This window comes from Kaistella jeonii (assembly GCF_000812865.1).
GTDB lineage: Bacteria > Bacteroidota > Bacteroidia > Flavobacteriales > Weeksellaceae > Kaistella > Kaistella jeonii.
Map to the genome: position 1 here is coordinate 226,856 of NZ_JSYL01000004.1, position 23,202 is coordinate 250,057.

Annotated in this window: 11 protein-coding genes; all 11 read right to left on the reverse strand. The window is 36.9% G+C overall.

What is annotated here, in order from left to right:
* Nucleotides 1-7: 7 nt before the first annotated feature.
* Nucleotides 8-796 carry a polysaccharide biosynthesis/export family protein gene (locus OA86_RS08690; RefSeq protein ID WP_039351835.1) on the reverse strand — a complete coding sequence of 263 codons (789 nt, stop codon included), beginning with the start codon at nt 794-796 and terminating at the stop codon, nt 8-10.
* Nucleotides 797-840: 44 nt separating this feature from the next.
* Nucleotides 841-2,778 (reverse strand): polysaccharide biosynthesis protein, encoded by a 1,938-nt coding sequence (locus tag OA86_RS08695; RefSeq protein ID WP_039351738.1) that lies wholly within the window; start codon nt 2,776-2,778, stop codon nt 841-843.
* A 113-nt stretch (nt 2,779-2,891) separates the two neighbouring features.
* Entirely contained in the window at nt 2,892-4,028 is a 1,137-nt protein-coding gene (locus OA86_RS08700) for a DegT/DnrJ/EryC1/StrS family aminotransferase (protein WP_039351740.1), read from the reverse strand.
* The gene (locus OA86_RS08705; RefSeq protein WP_039351742.1) at nt 4,018-4,635 is read right to left on the reverse strand and encodes an acetyltransferase; all 618 of its coding nucleotides are present in this window, start codon (nt 4,633-4,635) and stop codon (nt 4,018-4,020) included. Before OA86_RS08705 ends, OA86_RS08700 begins: the two co-directional genes overlap by 11 nt.
* A complete protein-coding gene (locus OA86_RS08710; RefSeq protein ID WP_039351744.1) occupies nt 4,632-5,240 on the reverse strand; it encodes a sugar transferase in 609 nt (202 codons plus the stop codon). Before OA86_RS08710 ends, OA86_RS08705 begins: the two co-directional genes overlap by 4 nt.
* A 46-nt stretch (nt 5,241-5,286) precedes the next feature.
* On the reverse strand, nt 5,287-5,583 hold the full coding sequence (locus OA86_RS08715; RefSeq protein WP_039351746.1) for a hypothetical protein: 297 nt from the start codon (nt 5,581-5,583) through the stop codon (nt 5,287-5,289).
* 225 nt (nt 5,584-5,808) lie between these two features.
* Nucleotides 5,809-10,671: a RemA C-terminal-like gliding motility protein gene (locus OA86_RS08720; RefSeq protein WP_039351748.1), complete on the reverse strand. Its 4,863-nt coding sequence runs from the start codon at nt 10,669-10,671 to the stop codon at nt 5,809-5,811.
* Between the two features lie 307 nt (nt 10,672-10,978).
* On the reverse strand, nt 10,979-14,248 hold the full coding sequence (locus OA86_RS08725; protein ID WP_039351750.1) for a RemA C-terminal-like gliding motility protein: 3,270 nt from the start codon (nt 14,246-14,248) through the stop codon (nt 10,979-10,981).
* A 168-nt stretch (nt 14,249-14,416) separates the two neighbouring features.
* Nucleotides 14,417-16,099 carry a T9SS type A sorting domain-containing protein gene (locus tag OA86_RS08730; protein WP_082017311.1) on the reverse strand — a complete coding sequence of 561 codons (1,683 nt, stop codon included), beginning with the start codon at nt 16,097-16,099 and terminating at the stop codon, nt 14,417-14,419.
* Nucleotides 16,100-16,310: 211 nt separating this feature from the next.
* Nucleotides 16,311-17,771, reverse strand: coding sequence for a phage tail-like protein (locus tag OA86_RS08735; RefSeq protein ID WP_039351753.1), 1,461 nt, complete (start codon nt 17,769-17,771; stop codon nt 16,311-16,313).
* 869 nt (nt 17,772-18,640) lie between these two features.
* On the reverse strand, nt 18,641-22,906 hold the full coding sequence (locus tag OA86_RS08740) for a T9SS type A sorting domain-containing protein (RefSeq protein WP_039351755.1): 4,266 nt from the start codon (nt 22,904-22,906) through the stop codon (nt 18,641-18,643).
* Nucleotides 22,907-23,202 lie beyond the last annotated feature (296 nt).

Consider the following 23,202-nt stretch of genomic DNA (forward strand, 5'->3'; position numbering starts at 1 on the left):
AAATTTATTACTTTTTGAATACTAACGCTAATATTGTTACAACAATACCTGCAACTGAGATGTAAATCGGCATACTTGGATCTAAACGGGATGCTTTATCTTGGGTTCTATTTGCAGAAACATATATTACATCACCTTGTTTTAGTTCATAAAATGGAGAATTAATGAAATTAGCATCCTTTAAGTTCACATGCTCTTTCATGATTTTACCATTTTCATTTCTAATGACCAAAATATCATCTCTTTTTCCATAAATAGTAAGATCACCTGCTAAACCTAATGCATTCAATAGTGTTCCTTGTCCTTCAGAAACATAATACTGTCCAGGTTTATCAACTTCTCCCAAAACTGTAATTCGGAAATTAGACAATTTTACGGTCACTGTAGGCTTTTTAACGTAAGCAGAAACCCTTTCTGTAAGTTCACTTTTCACCATTTCCAATGTTTTCCCACTAATTTGAATAACCCCTAAAATTGGAAAATCGATAGTACCTTCGGGATTTACAATATAAGTTTTTTCTGCAGAAGAAGGTGTAGATGCAGAATTGGTAATACTATTTTGCGAAGAATAATAGGTTTGATTGAAAGGTTTTACCACATCCATATCTTTTGCGGAAACAAAAATAAGCAATTGATCTCCTTTTTGGATCGTAGAAACTGAATTATTGATAGATGCTTCGTAAGCAATTTGCTCTACGTTCTGCATATAATTGAGTTCGCTCGTTTTTTCTTTCGTCTTACACGAACTTAAAAAAAAGAGAACACCAAGAATTAGGAGGAATATGTTTTTATTCATTGTAATCATTTAGAAAAAGAAGTTTGCAAATATACAATTCTATATTACTTATCCAAAATTTCGTAAATTGAATTGTTGCTTTTGAATTCTGGGACGATATTTTTTAGAATTTGTACTACTTCTATTTTCTCTCCTTTTATAGCAGCTCTTATGATATGATTCGTAAATTTCTCGATATCCTTAAATTCCATATTAGCATCTTTAGAGATCATTATTTTTTCGTTGTGAGTTGGTAGTGTTTTAGCATCATCGCTTAGAAGTTCTTCATAGAGTTTCTCCCCGGGACGAAGACCTGTGTATATTATTTTAATATCAGTCGCAGAGTCAAATCCCGACAGCTTGATCATCCTTTTAGCAAGATCCAGAATTTTTACCGGTTCCCCCATATCGAACACAAAGATTTCACCACCATTCCCCATGGTTCCTGCATGGAGTACGAGTTCGCAGGCTTCTGGAATGGTCATAAAATATCTTACAATATCGGGATGCGTAATGGTAACCGGACCACCATTTTCGATCTGTTTTTTGAAATGTGGAATTACAGAACCATTCGAACCAAGCACATTCCCAAATCTTGTGGTGATAAATTTGGTCACATTATTTTCCGAATTCTGGAGTGCCTGTACGAAAAGCTCCGCAGCTCTTTTAGAAGCCCCCATCACATTGGTCGGTTTCACGGCTTTATCCGTCGAGATCATCACAAACCGGTTCACTTTATATTTACTTGCTAATGTCGAGAGATTTTTGCTTCCGAGAATATTCACCAAAACCGCTTCATGCGGGTTTTCTTCAATCAACGGGACATGTTTGTACGCCGCAGCATGATAAACCATTGAAAACTGGTATTTCTGAAATAAAGGCTCAATCCGGTGGCGGTTAGAAATATCACCAAGAACAAATTTAAAATTGATATGCGGATATTTATCACGCATTTCATTTTCTATTTCATAAAGTGGCGTTTCAGCCTGATCCAAAATCACAATCAATTCTGGGTTGAACTGTGAAACCTGCCGCACAATTTCGCTTCCGATAGAGCCCGCTCCACCCGTGATCAAAATTGATTTACCGTGATGTCTGCTGCTCACTTCCACGCTTTCTATTTTAATAGGCTTGCGGTTGAGCAAATCTTCGATCTGTAGATTTTTAATGGATCCAACCAAATCACTGTCCCGAAGTTTCTGTACGGAAGGCGATTTAAATATTTGAAGGTCTTTTTCCAGAAAAAGGTTCACCCAGCAATTCATTTCTTCTTTCGACATCATTTCTTTGATGATCAAAACTCCATCTAAGGCTAAATTCTCTTTTGTATTATTTTCAACCTTTTCTTTACTGAAAATTGGTTTTCCCAAAAGTTGAGCTCTGCGAGAGTCATTTCTCTGGGTAAGAAAACCCACAATCTGATAGGGTAAATTTGGATTATCTAAAACCGCTCTTGCTACTGCAATAGAAGTTTCATCAATTCCTAATACATAAATTCTTTTTTTCAGCGTACTTCTTCTAAACTCTCTTATAATATGAAAAAACTCCTTTACAAAAAGTCGGAACATGAATAAGATCATGAAGGATGAGGCAAAGAAAATCGTTAAAAACGGTACGTGCGCGCTGATCAACTTAAAACCCGAAATTAAAAAATAACTGTAACTAATTACTGCAACGGTAAATGTGCTGCAAAAGGTAGAAAGCAATAATTTGAATAAATCAATAAATGTAGAGTGACGGATGATTCCCGCATAGGTTTTAAAAATGTACATGAACGCTACATTTACTCCCATAATCAGAGTGTACATGTGTACATTATTATAAAAAACTTTCGTATTATAATTTAATTTTTCTATAATATAACAGGAAAAAAAAGTAGCACTAAAAATGAGTAAAATATCGATCATTAAAATAATCCACCTTGGCAGATATCTTACATCGGAAAGATTTACCATATTATCCCCACCGTAAATTACGCTATTTAAGCTTTTGCGATAACCCATTATAAAGGGAAGATTAATTGACCGTTGAAGTTAAAATCAACTTTTTGCATGGCATTTTTGTATTTTCAATATTCTGCAAATTTACAAAAAAAAATAGCGGTAATGGTTTGTTATTACCTTAAATAGTCGAGTTCCTTATAAGTCGAGGAGATTCTGTAAAAATCATTTTCTGTCATGTTGGAACCGGAAGGAAGACATAAACCGTTTTGAAAAAGTTTCTCCGCCAGATCTGCTCCAAAGTAATAGGATCCCTTAAAAATAGGTTGCAGGTGCATCGGTTTCCAGATAGGTCTGGTTTCGATATTATTGACTAGAAATTTTTGTCTGATCGTTTCACGGTTGTAATCCTGGCCGGGTTCTATATAAATTAAATTGAGCCAGTGATTAGAAAAATAATCTGAATTAGGCTCTGTATGCAAAATAAACCGCGGATCATCTTTTAAGAGTTCCTTGTAAAAAAGATGATTTTGTCTTCGCTGCTGCACCCTCAATTCCAGGACTTCCATTTGGCCTCTCCCAATTCCGGCACAAATATTACTCATGCGGTAATTGTAACCTATATTGGTATGCTCGTAATGAGGAGCATCATCTTTCGCCTGTGTAGAGAGAAACACAGCTTTATTTTTAAATTCCTGATTCTTTACGACTAAAGCACCTCCACCTGAAGTAGTAATAATTTTATTTCCATTGAAACTGATGACAGAAAGATCGCCAAAAGTTCCGCATTTCTGATTTTTATAAGTGCTTCCCAACGCTTCGGCGCTGTCTTCGATGATCGGAATTTCGTAGCGTGCAGAAATCTCTGCAATTTCGTCCACTTTATGAGGCATTCCGTATAGACTTACCGTGATAATTGCTTTGGGCTTTTTGCCTTTTGATATTCCAAATTTGATGGCATCTTCTACCGCGTTTGGACAGAGATTCCATGTATCTTTTTCGCTGTCTACAAAAATAGGAACTGCACCAACATAAATAATAGGATTTGCGGAGGCTGAGAAGGTGAGACTTTGACAAATTACAAAATCACCGGGTTTAATGTCTAAAAGAATGAGGGCAAGATGCAAAGCAGCAGTACCCGAACTCAAAGCAGCTACATGCACGTCTTTTCCCAGATACATTTCCAGATCTTTTTCGAGTCCGTTCACGTTAGGACCCAAAGGAGCGATCCAGTTTTCGTCAAAAGCATCCTGAATATATTTCATTTCTGTACCTCCCATGTGGGGAGAAGAAAGCCATATTTTATTGTCCATTTTCTACTCCATTCATTTTAATAATTCTACCGGGATTCCCTACAACGACAGCGTTTGCAGGCACATCCTTCAACACCACAGATCCTGCACCGATGAGCGCATTTTCTCCAATAGTAATTCCCTGTATGAGATTCGCTCCCAAACCGATATGTGCTCCTTTCTTAACCAAAATATTACCAGCTAAAGCTGCAGTGGGGGAAATGTGTACGAAATCTTCAATAATACACTCATGTTCAATGATCGCGGAGGTGTTGATGATACAGTGTTTGCCAATTTTTACCTCTGCATTGATACAGACTTGAGGCATGATTACCGTTCCTTCGCCCACTTCTGTAAAACGCGAAACATAAGCACTGTAATGCTGCATGGTTTCAAACTCACATAAATGTTTGATTTCATGGTATATTTTCTCTCTCAGCAGATTATCACCGATCGCGATGATGAGTCTTTGATCCTTCAATAATTCTGGAGTAGGCCGATAAACGTTCAGATTATGAGGAAAATGATCCGGTGGATTATCATCTACCAAATATTCCAGAAGATGATTATTAGAAAGAATGAGATCATAAATGACTTTCGCCTGACCTCGGGCGCCATATAAGATCATGCTGCGTCTCCTTTAAATGCTTCCATCGTCATGTAATTGTTCGCATTCACGCCGTGTCGGTGAACCACTTTCTGTATCGTGATCAGTAATATTTTTGCATCAAGCCGCGGGGAGAAGGTCTGCACATATTCAACGTCAAATTTAAATTTCTCTTCCCAAGAGAGGGCATTTCTACCATTTACTTGCGCCCAACCGGTAATGCCGGGTTTTACGATATGTCTTTTACTTTGTTCTTCGTTATAAAACTGAAGATATTCAGGCAATAAAGGTCTTGGACCAACCAAACTCATTTCTCCTTTCAATACGTTGATCAACTGCGGAATTTCATCTAATGAAGTTTTTCTTACGGCTTTTCCGACTAAAGTTAAGCGGTGGTAATCTGAAAGCAAGATCCCGTTTTTGCACTTCTTATCATTCATCGTTTTGAATTTGATGATATGAAAGATCTTACCATTTTTTCCCGGTCTTTTCTGAATGAAAAAAGCGCTTCCTCTATTATTGATCACGAGCATAACAGTGATCAGAAGAAACAGGGGACTGATCAGCAACAGGGAGAAACCTGCTAAAGAAAAATCCAGGGAAGGCTTTAAATATTTTGAGTACATGATTTATTGCTATTTCTTTTAAAAAAGCGGCACATTCAAAAAGTTTTTATTTAGATGAATTCTTAGCCAGCATTTTCTTTTTTTGATGCGTATTATAGACAATGATTCCAACTGCCGTAATAACGAGTAAAGGAATATAATTATCGATTGGGACCGAGCTACCAGGATTTCCACCACCGGGGTCAAAGGCAGTATCGTGATTTGCCTGTGTTTCATTATCTTTGGTTGCGTTTGTTCTGTTAAACGCATTATCAGACTCCTTTTCTGCAAAAGGATTGGGTCCGTTCTGTGCATAACTGACGAAACTGATTAAAATGAAGAAGAAATATAGTGTTTTTTTCATTACCTTATTTGCGCAAATATATTAATTCGAGATGAGACCCCTCTATTTTTTAAACTTTATTTATTATTTTCTCTGGGTTCAACTCTTCGACTTGATGAATGTTCAAAATACATCATCCATTATTAAAATTACAAATCAAAGACCGGTGCAAAGGTACAAAATTTCTGCACCATCAACAAAAGCCAAAACCTCTATTTGGCTGTTTGGTGGTTTATCATCTGTTTTTTATCTGATGATTTTCTTAGACGTGATCTGTCCGTTCTGATTGATTTTCAACACATAAACACCAGTTACAATTTTTTCTGATGGAACGATTGCTTTAATGCTGTTCGGATTCAAAGCAAGGATCAATCTTCCCGCAGTGTCGAATACTTCTAAGCTGGTAATTTTTTTGCTTTGTGCTTTCACTACAAAATCATTTCCGTCTCTGTAAACGATGAGTTTTTCTTTTACTGCAGCATCCGTGGCAAGAACTGTTTCTGGCACATAAACGATGTCGAATCTTCCAGTACTTTCCCCTGCATTGGCAGAGAAAGTATAGTCGCCGGCATTTAGGTTTGTTATGATACCGGTTTGCTTGTCTTTTAAGTAAATATTTTGATCTTCAGCGAAGATGCCTTCTTTATCCCCCAATGTGATGGTGTAATTTCCGGCCGCGAAATGTTGACTTCCTAAAGGAATGATATCCGTATTCAAAAAATTGCTGCGACCATTGATGGATACTTTTTCGTTTTCTACCATGCTGTAAATTGCATCTGAACCTCCCATGGTGCGACTGTCATCTTGAGTAAAGGCATTATTACCTTCGGGGAAATAAACGACCGCGATATTGGAGGCAATATTCGCAGGGGAAATCATGTTCAACCAGTAACGATCCATTGAAGCTTCAGTATTGCCGGTAGTTTTTCCGAAGAAACTTGGTCCAGACTCCTTCGTTCTTATGGTATTGTTGAAGGTTATGGATGTGTTGTTAACCTTTGTTTTAACCATGAAACCTTGTCCCGTTTTTACAAACTGGGTTGGGATTTTCGTTTTTATGGTTGCATCTCCATTCCCAGCCGTTCCTGTCCCACTCGTCATATTGAGTTGCCCATAGGATTGTCCGCCATATAAATCGCCTTGCTGGGTCGTTTTATTATTGGCTCTGTTATCCCAAAAGTAAGCGGTAGAATAAACGTTCCCAGTTTCGCCTCCGTTCAAAGTGTAGAAGGTGACTAGATCAATATTTGAGGGGTATGGATTTCCAATAAGATTATACCCTCTATTGGTATCTCCATTATTAGAGTTTACGATCGTATAAGAGAATGTACCGTTGGTAGGTTTTCCAGTGAAAGTTGCACCCAAAGTAGTTGGAGCAAATGCTTTTACCGGTTCTTTTACTGCCAAACCGCGTCCTTTAATATAAGCACCAGATGAAGGATAGAATTTATTGGTAGCTTCATTATGATACAAAACAGAAGGAGCCGTAGCGCCTGCATTATTGTAAATACCTGATAAACTTTGACCTTCCAAAGGTGAGATTAGATAATTATACTGTTCTCTTCCGGCAGATAAATTAAGCGTTCGCTTGGCGGTGATGGTTCCGGTGTTAATATTGATTCCTTCATTTACCTGGATTAGATTACCGTCAGATTCTACCACAACATCAGTAGCTGTAACATTGCTAATAATTTCATTGGTTACCTTAAGAGAACCAAAGATATTAAGCTTACCTCCAGTTTCAATGGTAATATTTTTCGCTAGACCATTAATGCCTGTTTGAATAATAAGCGGTGTTTTTACAATAACGCATTTAGTATCTGAAGGCGGAAGACCGGTACCTCCTGGTTTCCAATTATTGGTGCTCCAATTATTAGTAGCTATTGGGTTGTCCCATGTTTTCGTATCATTTTGAACGACAATAGTTTTCGTTGCTGGACACCCATTTGTAAAATTAGCGGTAGCGGTTATACTCCAGTTTGCATCATTTTCGATTTGAGTTGCACTGGGTTTAATACAAATTGAGTTAGTAGGAGTAGAACCTATTAACGTTGTACAAGTCGATTCATATAAAATAGAAGCCGCCCCAGACCATACAAATCCGGTTGTAATTGGTTTGTTACCATAAACTTTAACATTGTCAACGGTCGCAATACTTTCTTTCCAACTATTTCCAATTAAATTGTCAGCATAAGCAAATAACAAAAACCGAACTTTAAACTGCGTAGAAACATACGGACCAGGAATTGGAATAGAAAATTTATTCCAAGTATTGGGATTTCCCTGGATTGATGTAATTGTGGATAAAGTAATCCAGTTTCCACCCCCATCTAACGAATATTCTACTTTCAAATAACCTTCCGTTGCTAAATTGGTGATTGAAAAATAATACAAATCAAAATCGAGTCTAAGATCTTGAAAATTAGTTAAATTGCCATTAGAAGTGAGTTTTAACTCATTTAAAATAGAAGTACCTCTATCAATATCGGTAATAATGGCTGCATAATTCCCACCAAAATACCCAGACGATAGTGCAGGAGCAAGTCCTGCATAAGGGGGCACTGAAGGGATATAAGGACTCGGTCTGTTTTGCCAAGTTCCACTTACATCAGTATAAGCTCCTAAAGTTGATGAAGAGAATACACCAAGACCCGAGTTAAATTTTTCGTCCACAATAATATCTACATATTGATCACCCGAACTTGTTAATTGAACCCCAGAGAACCCAGTGCCGCAAATTGGAGCGGGTGTTGTAATATTTACTACTGGTTCCGGATCAATTCTCGCAGTAACTGGAATACGATATGCAGACTCACAACTGCCGTTGATAGCAGTTACGTAATAAACCGTAGTCGCATTAAGAGATGCGGTAGTATAATTGCTACCTGTAAAAATTGCAGACCCACCAGTAAGTGTAGTATACCATTTATAATTTGTGCCTGTTCCGCTTGCAGAAAGATTTACCGTTCCGGTGCCACAACGGTGACCATCGGCAGCAACGATATTAATAGCATCTACTGAGGCTGGACAATTATACACTACTTCAAAACTGTAATCTTCAACTTCTCCATTGATAAATGAGGAACAAGAATCAAAAGTATCAGTGCCATCATTATTAACAATGATGCGGAAGCGATATTTGCCTGCAGCCTGACCCGGAGGAATTACAAAACCAAAAGTTAATGCATTCGTGACAAATGTGGTCAAACTATAAACTTGTTCTCCACTATCTGCAAAGTCACCGTCACCATTCCAATCTACGTAGGCTTTCCAATTACCATTACCATAACTAGAACCAGATATTATCGTACCAAATGAGATTGCCTCTATATTCATTACTTTCCCATCTGGTTGTTGAGCAATAGGAGTAAGTGCAGTATAATTAGCATACCCACTTGCTCCTGTCACGTTTGCAGACAAAGGTGGATCATTTAAAGTTCCTACAAATTTAAAACTTTTGATGTAAGTTTTAGTAGGAGATGAGGTTGTCGGTGTACAGTAAGTCGGAGTTGTGGTTGTAAACGGAACTCCTACAGAAAAACTAAAAAATCCACTGCCACTGCAGGTAATTTTTCTGCGGTAATATTTTGTAGTTCCTGGCAGGGGAACGGCATTTAAATTAGCCGAGGCACCTGTTTGACCAGAAATATCGGTGTAATTACCAGCAAGTGCATTTGCAATTTGCCATTGGTAAGATAAACCAGTCCCTCCAGAACTTCCTGTAATTGTTGCTACAAATGCACTGGAAGGTATGCCTGTAGAAGGAGTAAGAACGGTTGTTCCCGCGGTTGGTGTTCCGGTGCAGAGAGATGCAGCTAAAACTGTTACCGTATAATCTTCTGCTTCACCATAAGCAATATTACCACATGAAGTAGCATTTGCTAAGTCCGAATCATTTCTAATTCTCATTCTGTGGTTTCCTACTGCTGCGCCGATTGGGACGGTAAAAGATCCCGCTCCTCCTGTTATAGGAACACCACCACTATTAAGCAAATATTCTCCTGGATCTAAAAAATCGCCATTATCATTCCAATCTACCCAAAGTCCAAACCCGAAAGTATCGGTAGTTCCAGAAAAATCAGTTGATATATTTATGACACCACCTTGTACTTGCGAAACAAATTTTGTAGTATAATCGCTATATCCTGTAGTGGTAATTCCCCCTGAAGTACCAATATTCGTAATATTTGCTACTCCTCCCGTAGTACTGAAATCTACGATATAACGGGTATTATTAGTTGATGTTGCGGTGCAATATGCTATATTTACAAGCAAAGGCGTTGAAGTCCCTGAACTTCCACCACAAGTAACAACACACTGATAATAAGTTGCAGCAGTTGGACTTGCAACATAAGTACTCGAGTTAGCTCCTGAAATATTATTATAAGGACCACCAAATGCTGTTGATGATTTCCACTGATAGGTAACACCAGAGCCTGCTGTTAAATTTTGTAAAGACAATGTTGTTGAACTTCCGCCAGGAACTGGATTTACAGAAGCAACTGTACTTCCTGGTGCAGGCGTTCCTGAACAAGCTGTTGCAGTTGTTGTACCAGTAACTTTTACATTTTTAATACGTGTACTACCCCCTGTATCAGAGTAATAAAAATATATTCTAAATTTAATAGTTCCAGTAGCTGCAACTGGAATAGTTAATCCGGTTGTATTAATAGGAACTGGAGTTGTAGAAGTAAATAAAGAAGTTGTTCCAATTTGAGTATAGGTTCCAAAATTATCTGTTGAATAATAAACATCTCCTTTAATTGAAATTGAACCATTATATGATCCATCATAGGTAAATCCAGTAACGCTTAAACTATTTCCACTAGTTGGCGAAACTGTAAATTCATAATACGTTCCGGTATTCAAGGTATTATCCACATCCCAACCATTCTTACCCCACCCTCTAGTATTAAATGGTGTTGGTGAAGTAGTAACTCCAGTTGTTGTTGATGCAGTTGCAGTAACATTTCCTGTAACTGCCGAAGTTGTAGTATTTGCAGCGTTAAGTAACCAAGTTGCGGTAGCTGCTTGCCCAAAAGCATTTGTAGCTAAAAAACCAAAAAATACTGCAAGCAATATTTTCAAAGACTGTAAAGATGTTTTCATACTAAATGTGATTTAACAATAATTAACAAAAATAGATTTTTTTCAGCAATAATGTTAAAATATTTCATTCTTTTTTGTTATCCCGCTTTATTACAGTAACTTATATACATCATAATTAGTTACTTTTACGTTATTACCAAAAATATGACTTCTTATTTTTAACAAAGTTGTCTTGTGAACCTATCAATATTGATAGATTTTATATTTTATTCCCTCTTATTGGTATTTTACAACTCTCTAAAACAACTCAATACATAAAAAAAGCGCCCTACAATAAGGCGCTTCTCTTTTTAGATTTATAAATTGTCTATTTTCGAATTTTGCGGGTCATTATTTCTCCCGATTTCAAGGTTACTTTTACAACAAACATTCCTTCTAATAATCGATCGGCAGGGAATCGCAACTCTTTTTGAGAACCTTTTCTCTGAAGAATTAATCTGCCACCGGCGTCAAAAAGTTGCAGATCTGTGATATTCTGTCCAGAACTTTGTGCTACAAATTCATTTCCATTTCTGTAAACAACGAAGGTTTCTTTAACTTTAGAATCAGTTGCCAAAACAGTTTCCGGTTGATAACTGATTTCAAATCTGCCGGTACTTTCCCCCGCAATCGCAGAGAAGGTATAAGTGCCCTGACTTAAATTGGTAATAATGCCGGTTTGTTTATCTTTTAAGTAGATATTTTGTCCGTTAGCAAAGATGCCTTCCGCAGTGTCGATCGCAATAACATAATTACCATTTACAAAATGTTTACTTCCTAAAGGAATAATATCCGTATTCACTAAACTGCTTCTTCCATTGATGGATACTTTTTCATCTTCCGCCATACTGTAAATGATATCTGAGCCACCCATTGAGCGGGAGTCTTCCACGCCGAAAAGATTGTTTCCCCCTGGATAATGCACAATCGCAATGGTTGAAGTTATACCAGATGGAGCAGTCATTCTCAGCCAGTATCGATCGTCTTGTACCGTGGAGGCGCTCTTGCCAAGAAAATCAGTAGGGGAAGTATCATTTGTTCTAATACTGTTATTAAATTTAAAATTATAATTGGCAATCAAAGATTTTGTCATAAAACCCTGCCCTACTTTTACGATCTTAGTAGGCATTTTGGTTCCAGAGGCTGCAATAGTTCCTGTTCCGTTGCTGCCGGTAAGTACATTAAACAAGGCATAAGATTGACCGTTGTATCCACTTCCCTGTTGTTCGAATTGCGTATTTCCGTTATTATCCCAAAAATAAAAGGTTGCACCGATATTTGGAGAAAATACCTTCGTCGAATCCGTTTTTCCACCATTGATATCGTAGAGTTTTCTTAAATCAATGTTGGAAGCATACGGATTACTCACTAAGTTATATCCGAATGTTGCAACTGCGGTATTGCTGTTGATAACCCCTAAAAGAATTTCTCCATTTTGAGGAATGCCTTTATATTGAGCAGTTGTTGCAAGTGCGGTAAAAGGTATTGTTATAGAAACCACGGGTTCCTTTACTGCAGATCCTCTGCCCGGAATATTAGCTCCGGAGGAATTTAAGAAAGTATTTGTTGCCTGATTATGATAAAGCACCGTTGTTGTAGAACCCGGGAAAATTGTTTTATAACTTTCGCCCGTTTGAAATGCTACCGGGGTGCCCAAGTAATTGTATTGGTTGCGTAAAGTGCTAATTTTGATATCTCTTTTTGAAATAATATCTCCTGAATTTATCGCAGTATTATCATTTTGTATCAAGTTACCATCACTTTCGATAATAAAGGAACCATTATTGTTGAGTTTATTTTCTAATCGCACTACATTACCTGGATTAATTACCACTGACTTGGTTGGAAGAACTTCACATTCGCAAGCGGTCAAATCACCTGTAAAATCTGCATTAATGATAGCTTTTTCTTCAATTATAGGTGCAGGAGTATCATTATTCGCTGAATTCTTCCAACCAGTCAATCCTGTTCCAGTATAAGTTTTAAAAATTGCGTTGGCGGTAGAAACGATTACATCATCGATAAGCCAAACTTTTGCAGTAGTATTACTTGCTGCAGTAATCCTAAAAGCGAGGTTAGTAAAATTACTACTACTGAGAAGTTTAAGTTTTACAGCCGAATTTTTTACTGGTCCTCCAATAGGTAAATTATTGCCATCGTAAGTTCCTTCTAAATATGACCCTGAGTTAAATGAGAAACGTGAGTTTTTGGCTGTACCATTATTATTTCCTCTAATTTCAACTTCGGTTGACCAAGAATTAGTAATTGGATCAAGAACCTCCAGTTTAACTACATCATTATTATTAAAAGTGGTACCGCTACTTGAAGAAAATGCAGCCAAATTAAAGCTTATAGATACCCCTTTTTCATTGGTTACATCAACCGGTCCAAAATTAACAGTAGAAGTTTCTCCTCTAATGTACCAGGAGGAATTGCTACTTGTAAATAAATTATAATTGGCATTATCGCCACCAGGTCCATAGAGTCTTGTACCACCTCCGCCTAAATTGTTTGAGTTGGAAGCAGTACTATTTCTACTATAGCCTGAAACTTTATTGAACGTGCTTGTCCCATCTGCAATTGAAGATAAACTCTGTATTCCCGATTCCATTGTATTATTCTTGAAAGGAAGATCTTCTGATCTGCAACTTGCGCCTCTTCCCTCTAAATAATAACTATACGGGGAAGGATCGGCATTTGAGAAAATGTTGAGTAAAGCCGAACTTTTACCATCAGAAGATGGATTAAAGCGCACCGTAAAATCTTTAGTACCTCCTAGACTATTCACAGTGGTTGGTAAGGCTCCAAAGATTGAAAAATCTGCAGCATTTAGCCCCGTAAAATTAATAGCGGAAATGTTTAGAACCGCAGCTCCATTGTTTTGTATTCTGAAAACACGATCGGAATATCCTGTGGGAGTTATAGAGGAAGTGATCACCATACCGAAATCAGTGCCATAGATGGTGGCTGCTGGAGAATTTACGGGAATCTGAGTTAAAACATTGGTGGTATTATAACCAAAGACATTAATTTTTGGACTCCGACTTGTAATCACCAATTTATCAAGTCTGATATTAGAATTGATATTATCACATTTAATTTTGATTTTTACAGTAGAATTATTGTCTGCGGCACTATCTAAAGTGAAATTCTCTGTTCTTGCATCTGAGAAGAAGACAATAAAATTAAAAAGATCCATCGTTAGCAATGATGTTCCATAACCAGAACCTGTGTTTGCGTATAAATCCCAATCTCCTTGATTTAAAAAGCCATAATTAACCTCTCCATACCATGAGACATTAATTCCACCATATCCTGAAGTATCAATAGTAAGTTCCACGTAAGCCCCTTCATCAGTTGTATTTAACACTCTACTTCCATTTGTTCCATTCGTGTAAGAAGGAACAGTTTGCATTCCGGACGAATTGTAGTATTTTAGTGAAGGAGCTCCGATGGCTCCTGCATTCGGATTTAAATTATCGGTAAAATCATAAGTGGCCAATGTAGTTTGAGCTTGAGAAATCATGGAAATAAGTAATCCCATATAAAGGAATTTTCTCCCAAATTCTGCAAAGAAATTGTAGTAAGTAATTTTCATCGTAAGTGTATTTGTGTGGATATAAAATTACGATAAGCGTAGAAAATAATATAGGGTGAAAACACCCTTTCATAAAATTATAGCAACATAATCTGCAATCGGTTAATCCTCAAAAGAAAAAAGCCAGACTATTGTCTGGCTTTTTAAAGGATTTCTGTACAGTTGTATTTATCTGATGATCTTTTTTATCATCACTTTTCCATCAAGGGTAATTTTCAAAATATACACGCCATTGGGTAAGGTAGAAGCATCTAAAACAGCCTGTTTGCGATTGGGTTTTACTATTTTTATTAATTTACCCACGGCATCGAACATTTCAACCTCATCGATTTTCTTACTTTCAGATCTTACGGTAAAATTGGTGCCATCTCGATAAACGATGATCTCGTCTTTATGTGAATTCGTCGTCGACAAGATCGTTTCAGGTTGATAAACAATCTCAAACCTGCCAGAACTTTCTCCCGCGTTGACTTCAAAGCGATAATTTTCTTCACTCAGATTGGTGAAGATACCCGTTTGCTTGTCTTTCAAGTAAATGTTTTGACCATTGGCGAAAATACCTTCGGTTGTTTCAAGACCTATGATATAGGTATCACTCACAAAATGCTGTGTTCCTAGGAGAATAATATCCGTAATTGCCATACTGCTTCTTCCGTCGATGGCTAATTTTTCATTTTCTACCATGCTGTAGAGAGCATCTGAACCGCCCATTGAGCGGGAGTCTTCCGGTCCGAATAAGTTGTTTCCACCCGGATAGTGAACAATTGCAATTGTTGAAGTAATTCCGGAGGGTGCTGTCATTTTCAGCCAGTACCGATCGTCCTGAATAGCAGAGGCGCCTTTTCCCAGAAAATCAGTAGTCGAAGTCTCATTAGTTCTAATACTGTTGTTAAATTTAAAATTGTAACCGGCAAGTAAAGATCTCGTCATAAAACCCTGACCTACTTTTACAATATTGGATGGGATTTTGGAGGAGAGGGTTGATTGAGTTCCCGTGCCGGCTGGACCCGTGAGAACGTTGAAGAGTGCATAAGCCTGACCTTCATAACTACTTCCCTGCTGTTGAAATTGTTTATTCCCGTTATTATTCCAAAAATAAAAGGTAGCCGATATATTTGGAGAAACTATCTGGGACTCAGCAAGGCCTGTTTTTCCACCATTGATCTCGTACAATTTTAGCAGGTCAATATTGGATGCGTAAGGATTTCCTACTAAATTGTAACCTAATATGGTAAGAGAGGTATTGCTGTTGGCAATTGGTAAAATAATTTCGCCACTTTGGGGAACGCCTTTATATTGGGCGGTTGTTTTCCCTCCGGTGAGTATGGTGCTGACTGGTGGTTCTTTTACGGCAGATCCCCGACCTGCAATATTAGCACCAGAGGATGGTAGAAAAGTATTTGTTGCCTGATTGTGATAAAGCACCGTGGTGTTTGTAGAATTGGGGAAAATTGTTTTGTAGCTCTGTCCTGCAGCGAAAGCAACAGGGGAACCCAGATAATTATATTGTTTCCTTTCTGCGTCGATGGTAAAAACCCGTTCGGAAATAAGGTTTCCGGAATTGGTATTTGCATCATTGATCTGGATAAGATTAGCATCGGATTCTATAATAAAGTTCGTCCCATCTCCCAGGTTTGTGATTTTATCCTTTACAGTAATTAATGCAGTTGTAAAAACTTTGATGGAGCCAGTCCCTTCAATTTTAAGGGTTCCGTCTTCACCAGGAAGCAGATCGCTTTTATCAGAAACCACCGAAGATTCAGCGGCTGCTTTTTCAATAACAACCTGTTTTTGAGAATAGGTCATTATAGCTAAGAAGACTGCACAAAGAATGGGTAATTGTTTTTTCATTGTAATTTCTTTAATTGAGTCAATACGTTTTCCAGGGCGAGCAGAATTATGAGATTGTTGAATTATAAAAAGAGGATCAAGAATCTGTAATTAAAAAAAATGTGAAAGATGCAAACAAAGGAACTTTTTAAAGGACCAATCGTAAGAAATTAATATCTGATGTTTTAGTATAAGTCCTTATTTATTCCAGCTTTTAATTTAGAGTCATGTTTTATCTCATAAAGAGACTTAAAGATACTGTTAGCATATCACTAGTCCCGCTATATCTCTGAGCAAAAACCTCTACATAATCGTTTGGAGATAATTCTAATATCGATTGTATAGGAACTGCAACTACATCTAATGCATTATTTGTAAATATATATGTTTTAGAACGTTGAACAGGACTTCCATTTAAGGCAATATAAAAAACGTATATTGTGTTAGTCGCAGCAGTACCTCTAAAGGACGTTGCCGCATTTACTGTAAAAAATCTTTTCTTATTTCCTAGGTATTTTAAGCGATTGTCTACACCTCCACTTGAAGCTCTAAAAAAATCATTTGAAACAGTTGCACCCGCGATTTTAACCGCAGTTGAAGTGGTAAGAGTAGTCTGAACTCCTGTCCCATAAGGTGAATCTAAATTGACACCGCCTACCGCAACAGCGTCGGTTTCTACAGGAATACCGGCACTACGAATATTCCACTTATTATTAAAATTATACCCAATGTAAGTATCTATAGTATAAGATTTAATATATCCTGTAGTATTTGCACCAGTAAACACGACTGATTCTAACACTGCATCTCCAGTTATGGTTGGATTGGAAGACACGTCAAATCCAACTGCTGTACCATTTACAGCACTAAATCCACCTTGTTTTTCAACCAATCCAAATGTACCTACTAATTTTTCAAAAGTTCCTGTATTATTTCCAAACCACCCCAAATTACTTAATAATAACTGACTTATAGTAGAGTATGTAATTCCTGTAGTATTACCAGCAAATTGAACTATGCTTAAAAAAACTAATCCAAAACCATTTATTGTCCCAACACTGGCAGAATTCGCCACAATACAATCTCTAAATATTAAATTTTGTGCAGCGTTACCAGATAAATTAAATACATTACCTGCTGTTGCGGTAATGGTTAAACCTTTAATAGTACCGCCAGTTGCACCTTCAAATATATTTCCGGTTGCTTTCATAATTTTATCATCGCCAGAATCAATACCTTGTAGGTAAGCATTATTTAAATCTATTGGTTTATCAAAATTTACTGTACCATTAATTTCATAAAGCGTGTTGGTATTCAACAAATATTTATTGTTTCCACCAGCTACAAGTTCTGCTGCCAATACAGTCGCTAATACATCTGTAGATTTTATTCTTTTAAAATTTGTTCTTCCAGTGGCTTCGCTATTCATTCTCACCCAAACTCCAGGGGAACCGGTTTTGTAATGATAAAAAGATTTTAAATCAGTATCATAAACAATTAACCCATCTGCGGGAGCGGTAATTGCAGTTCGCTGAACAGTTGTCATTCTGGGGGTTAATAGACCTTTCGGTACTGTACCATATTGAATATCCAGTGCAGCGGAAGCGTCAATGGTGGTGGTATTGATTCCGATTTGCGCAAAAGAAAAAGTACTGCACAATAATGCTAAAAAGAGTAGTTTATATTGTCTCATAAGTTGGGTAATTTATTTTCAAACGTTATTCAAAAATCATAAAAGAACAGGTTGATGAACCTAATTATCTCCTTTTATTCAATTTTAATATATTATCAACATAATCACATTATGTTATTAATTATACAAAGGTAGTGAAAATAAATTATGTTAACATAAGAAATATTGCATTATGGTTAAATTTACAAATTATTTTTAGTAATATATTTACGAAACTATGCAAAGCGTAGTATATCAGTAATTTGAGAATTATTGTGGTAATATTAAAATAAGTCATCCTGCATAATAAATATTCATCATCTTATATTTTTACATGATCTACCATATAGATCGACCTGATTGACAGTGCAACTCGCAATGCTCAAGTTTTCACAGACTCATTGATACTTTCAGAGGATAGCTTCCTATTAGGACTAAATACTACAGAATTCTTATTTTTAAGTCAATGCCTCGCAAGTCAAAAATAATATCTTCGAAAATAGATGTGATTTTAATAGTTATAAATCAAAAAAGACGTTTTTATAAGTAAAATATACTCTCCGAACCCTCAATAATGATTATCGAAAAAGTTACACCGCAGCTACCTCTCAACGCTTACCGCATTTGATTAAAGAAGTCCTTATGTCACAGCCCTGTATCAACCCTTCGATAATTCACTGGAAGATATTCTATAAAAAAAATTATTAAAATAAGTTTGATGTAAATGATAGGAGTAGTCCAAAGAATTAGCTTTGTCTGAAACTACGTCGGACGCCAACAAAAAAGGAGAAGAATGCTCCGTTTTTTAAAATAAAATCTACGATGTCATAAAAAATAAAAGCCAGACAAACGTCTGGCTTTTTATAATTTTCACGGTCTAAAATTAAATTTTATTTGATAACTTTCTTAGAAGTAACTAGCCCCTCCTGGTTAATTTTCAAGATGTAAACACCATTAGCGAATTTCTCAGCAGAAATAAAAACTGTATTTCTATTTGCTAGTGTTTTACAGATCAACCTTCCTGCCGTATCGTAAACTTCTATATCCGTTATTTTTTTGGTTTTAGATTTTACGACAAAATCACTCCCGTCTTTGTAAACAATTAGCTGATCTTTCACTTTCCCCTCTGTGGCCAAAACCGTTTCTGGTTTGTAAATAATTTCAAACCTACCTGTACTTTCCCCTGCGTTTGCGCCGAAGGTATAATTTCCGGCACTGAGGTTCGTAATAATTCCGGTTTGATTATCTTTCAAGTAGATATTCTGACCGTTTGCGAAGATGCCTTCGGCGGTATCAATACCTATATTATAATTGCCATTTGTGAAAAATTGTGATCCTAATGGAATAACATCGGTATTTACTAAACTGGTTCTTCCATTGATGGCTACTTTTTCATTCTCGACCAAACTGTAAATAGCATCTGAACCACCCATTGATCTGGAATCTTCTGCTCCGAAGAAGTTATTTCCGCCAGGATAGTGAACCACCGTAATCGTTGAAATTATTCCAGACGGTGCGGTCATTTTTAACCAATACCGATCATCTTGAATAACAGAGTCACCCCTGCCAAGAAAATTAGGTGTTGCAGTTTCGTTAGTTCTCACGCTGTTATTGAATATAAAATTATAATTCGTTTTTAAAGATCTTGTCATAAAACCCTGCCCAACGCTCACAATTTTTGTAGGTTTTTTCGTTCCAGTTATGGACCCACTGAGAGAACCAGCTGCCGTTCCAGTTCCGTTTCCACCAGTAAGGACATTGAAAACCGCGTAAGATTGACCATTATATCCACTTCCCTGTTGTTGGAATTGCTTATTACCGCTATTATCCCAGAAATAGAAGGTCGGACTAATATCCAGGGAAGTTATTTGAGTAGGATCAGTTTTCCCGCCGTTGATATCATAGAGTTTTCTTAAATCAATATTAGATGCGTATGGATTTCCTACTAAATTGTAACCTAAAGTTGTAAGACCGGTATTGCTGTTTGCGATTCCCAAAGTGATTTGACCATTTTGTGGAACCCCTCTAAATTGGACAGTTGTTTTTCCCCCAACAAGTGTAGTAGTTGGCAACGGTTCTTTTACGGCAGAACCCCTTCCCGGCACATTGGCGCCAGACGAAGTAGAAAAAGTATTTGTTGCCTGATTATGATAAAGTACCGCAGTATTAGTCGACCCGGGGAAAATTGTTTTGTAACTCTGTCCTGCTTCAAAAGCGACCGGTGTTCCCAAATAATTATACTGTTCCCGCGCAGCACCTATTGTAAATTCGCGTTCGGAAGTGATACTGCCGGAATTAGTTGGAAGATCATTGACTTGAATTAAATTACCATCGCTTTCAACAATGAAGTTACTTCCGGATCCCAGATTGGTAATCTCATTTTGTACCGTCAAAGTGGAATTGATACTTATTCTTAAAACCGCTCCATTTTTTACCTCACAGCTGCATGCATTGATATTTTGACCACTCGTCGTAGTGTAATCAGTTGCAAAAATTGCTTTTTTATTAATATCTGGTACACCGTCACTCCATATTCCACTCGTATAAGTTGTTGGAGCATTAATTTTAATTGTTCCAGTAGCATTAACGCTGCCGCATCCTCCACTTAATGGAATGCTATAGTTAAAAGTTCCCGAAGCTGTTGGGGTTCCGCTTAAAGTAATGACACCGCTGGAAAAATTTGATGAAACTCCTGCGGGCAAACCAGTCGCTGCACCAATTCCGGTTGCTCCGGTAGTACTGAAAGTGATATTGATTAAAGATGTGCCTATACATAAAGCTTGACTATTGGTACCAGGTCCGGAGGTTAAAGTAGCGGAATTGATTGCGGTTATTGTTAGATCACCACTATTCATTTCGCCAATCACATTATTTGGAGAAGTATTGCTTATCACCCGAATCCTGTATTTTGTTCCGGCAGCACTTCCACTTGGAATAGTAGCTGATATCGTTCCTGCAAGAGGTGAGGTAATATTACCAATATTTATTGGTGTGGAAAAACTTCCGAAAGCATCAGACAATTGCGCTGCAAAAGTATTTGCAGCGACATAAGTTCCAATTATTGTATAAGGTACTGAAACACTTGTGCCTGCACAAAATGGGGAACCCGATATTGCACCTGTACGAATCCCATTTTTTCTACCAAAAGTAAAAAACATGTTGGTTCCAATTGCTAGAGAATTTGTTATTCCATTCGCGCCAACTGTTCCATCTAAAGAAGCATAAGTTCCATTAGCAACTGTACTGCTTGCAATGACATCGAATGGAGAAATTGAAGTAGGTCTTGATAATGAAACCAAACTATTCGTAAAAGTCCCGGTAGTTGTAAGTGACCAATATTCTGTATTACTTAGACCACCAACATTAGTATAATTTGCCGCTCCACCACAATTAGAATCGAAAGCTTCTACTTGTGCAGTGGTTCCTGTTGTACCCTTTGTATTTAAAACAAAAGGTAAATAAGTGCTTCCTTTTCCCACGGGAAACGCATAAGAAACATTTGAAGTAGTTGCCCATTTAATGGGACCACTTACAAAAGAAGTTGCGGTTCCATTAGAAGCACCAGTATTGGACTTATTTGTAATATTTAGAAAATTTATTGGAGTTGTATTTAAAATACCGTTCGACATGGTAAGTGTATTCGCCACATCAATTGGTGCACTATTCGTCCAGCTTCCACCTACTCCATTAAAGGTTAAATTGTAAAATTTTCCTCCTGGTCCAGATAAAGTTCCAGTTATAGTTTGAAGAGAATTACCCACAAAATTTACGGTAGAACTTGTTCCTGCGGTAAAAGTTTTACTATTGATCCAGTTGCCACTGATATTTATAGTTTGTGGTCCGGTAGTACTACAGGTATAAGCATTTGCTCCCGTAGCATTAATAGTTAGATTCCCGATGTTTGCAATACCACCTTTGTGATTGAAAATTCCTGTTCTTGTTCCGTTTCCAATATTTAAAGCGTCGGTATTAATAATTCCTGAATCAAGATTCAGAGTTCCTGATGCTGCCAAATCATAACCAACATTTAAACCACCTGTCACATTTAATGTTCCTCCGTTTACCAATAAAGTCCCACCCGCTACAAGCACACCACCATTTGCAGTTACGGTATTGCTTCCTGTTGCAAATGTTCCGCCAGAAACATTAAAAGAGGGCCAAAAATTATCATTAATAACCACCGGTCCAACTGCTGATATAATACCGGTAGTGTTGTTCATTGTTAAAATACTTAGTGCAGCCGTCCCAGTTTTTATGGTTTTACCACCAGTATTCATCTGTAGATGAGATCTTGCCACCCCACTATATGAAAAAGCTCCATCTATTGTTAAATTACCACCTACAAGTAATAATTTACCTGCACTATCCCAGTTAACGTTATGCGTTAATGTTCCTGTATTTGCTACTGCAAGATTATTCCCAATGTTATAATTGGCATCAGTAGCTGTTAAAATTAAATTCCCTTTACTAATGGTTAAATCGTTGGCAACTGAAAAAGCTGTTCCTGTACTATTTTTATTGCCAATCTCGCTTATCAAAAGATTATAATAAGTATAAGATTCTAAAGCTTGTTCACTATTTCCGTTGTATTCGACTGTACCAGTTGATGGAATTAAAGTTCCACTACTCATATCCCCACCAACTCTCAGTAGACCTGCACCAGTGAACTTTACAAAATCATTAACATCACCCATGGCTACATTTCCTGCAACAGTTACTGTTCCTGTCGAAAGTGTAATACCTGAATTCCTATTATTACTACCGGTAGCAGTTATATTAATTGAGCCACAAGAAAATATATTTGCACCTACATTAATAAGCTTATTATCACCACTACCTGTACCAGCACCAATTGTTACAAGTCCTGAAACATTTAATGATTTTCCTGTATTAATTGTAATTGCATTTGAATTATTACCTGAATTTATAACAAGTGTTTTGCAAACTGCTGCCGTATTTACTGTTACAGTATAATTATTAGGTATAACGACATCATGCGCAGAATTTGGCACTAAATTTAAAGACCAGTTTCTATAATCATCCCAATTATTACTTTTACTTCCATCCCATGTATTTGTTTGCGCAAATGCAAAGGCAGAAATTAAAAGCAGCAATACAATCCAGCTTTTTCTAAAAATAAAGTATTTTTTTTTCATCGTGTGTTTTATGTTTTTTAAAATCTAATAAGAACAAGTATTTAAAATCTAACCTTATTGATTAGATATTTTAATCGGTAATGCAATTTCTAAGAAGTCTATTGAGTGCAAATTCACATTCTTAAAAATACAGTTGGCAAAGCTACTATTTTATAATGAAATACAGACGGCGCTTTGACCTGTTGAATCAAGCTACACATACTAATATTCAATGCTTTAATAAATATTTTATTAAAATTATTGCCTTTATTTAAATTATTAATATTACGAATATCATAACATATATGCATTAATAT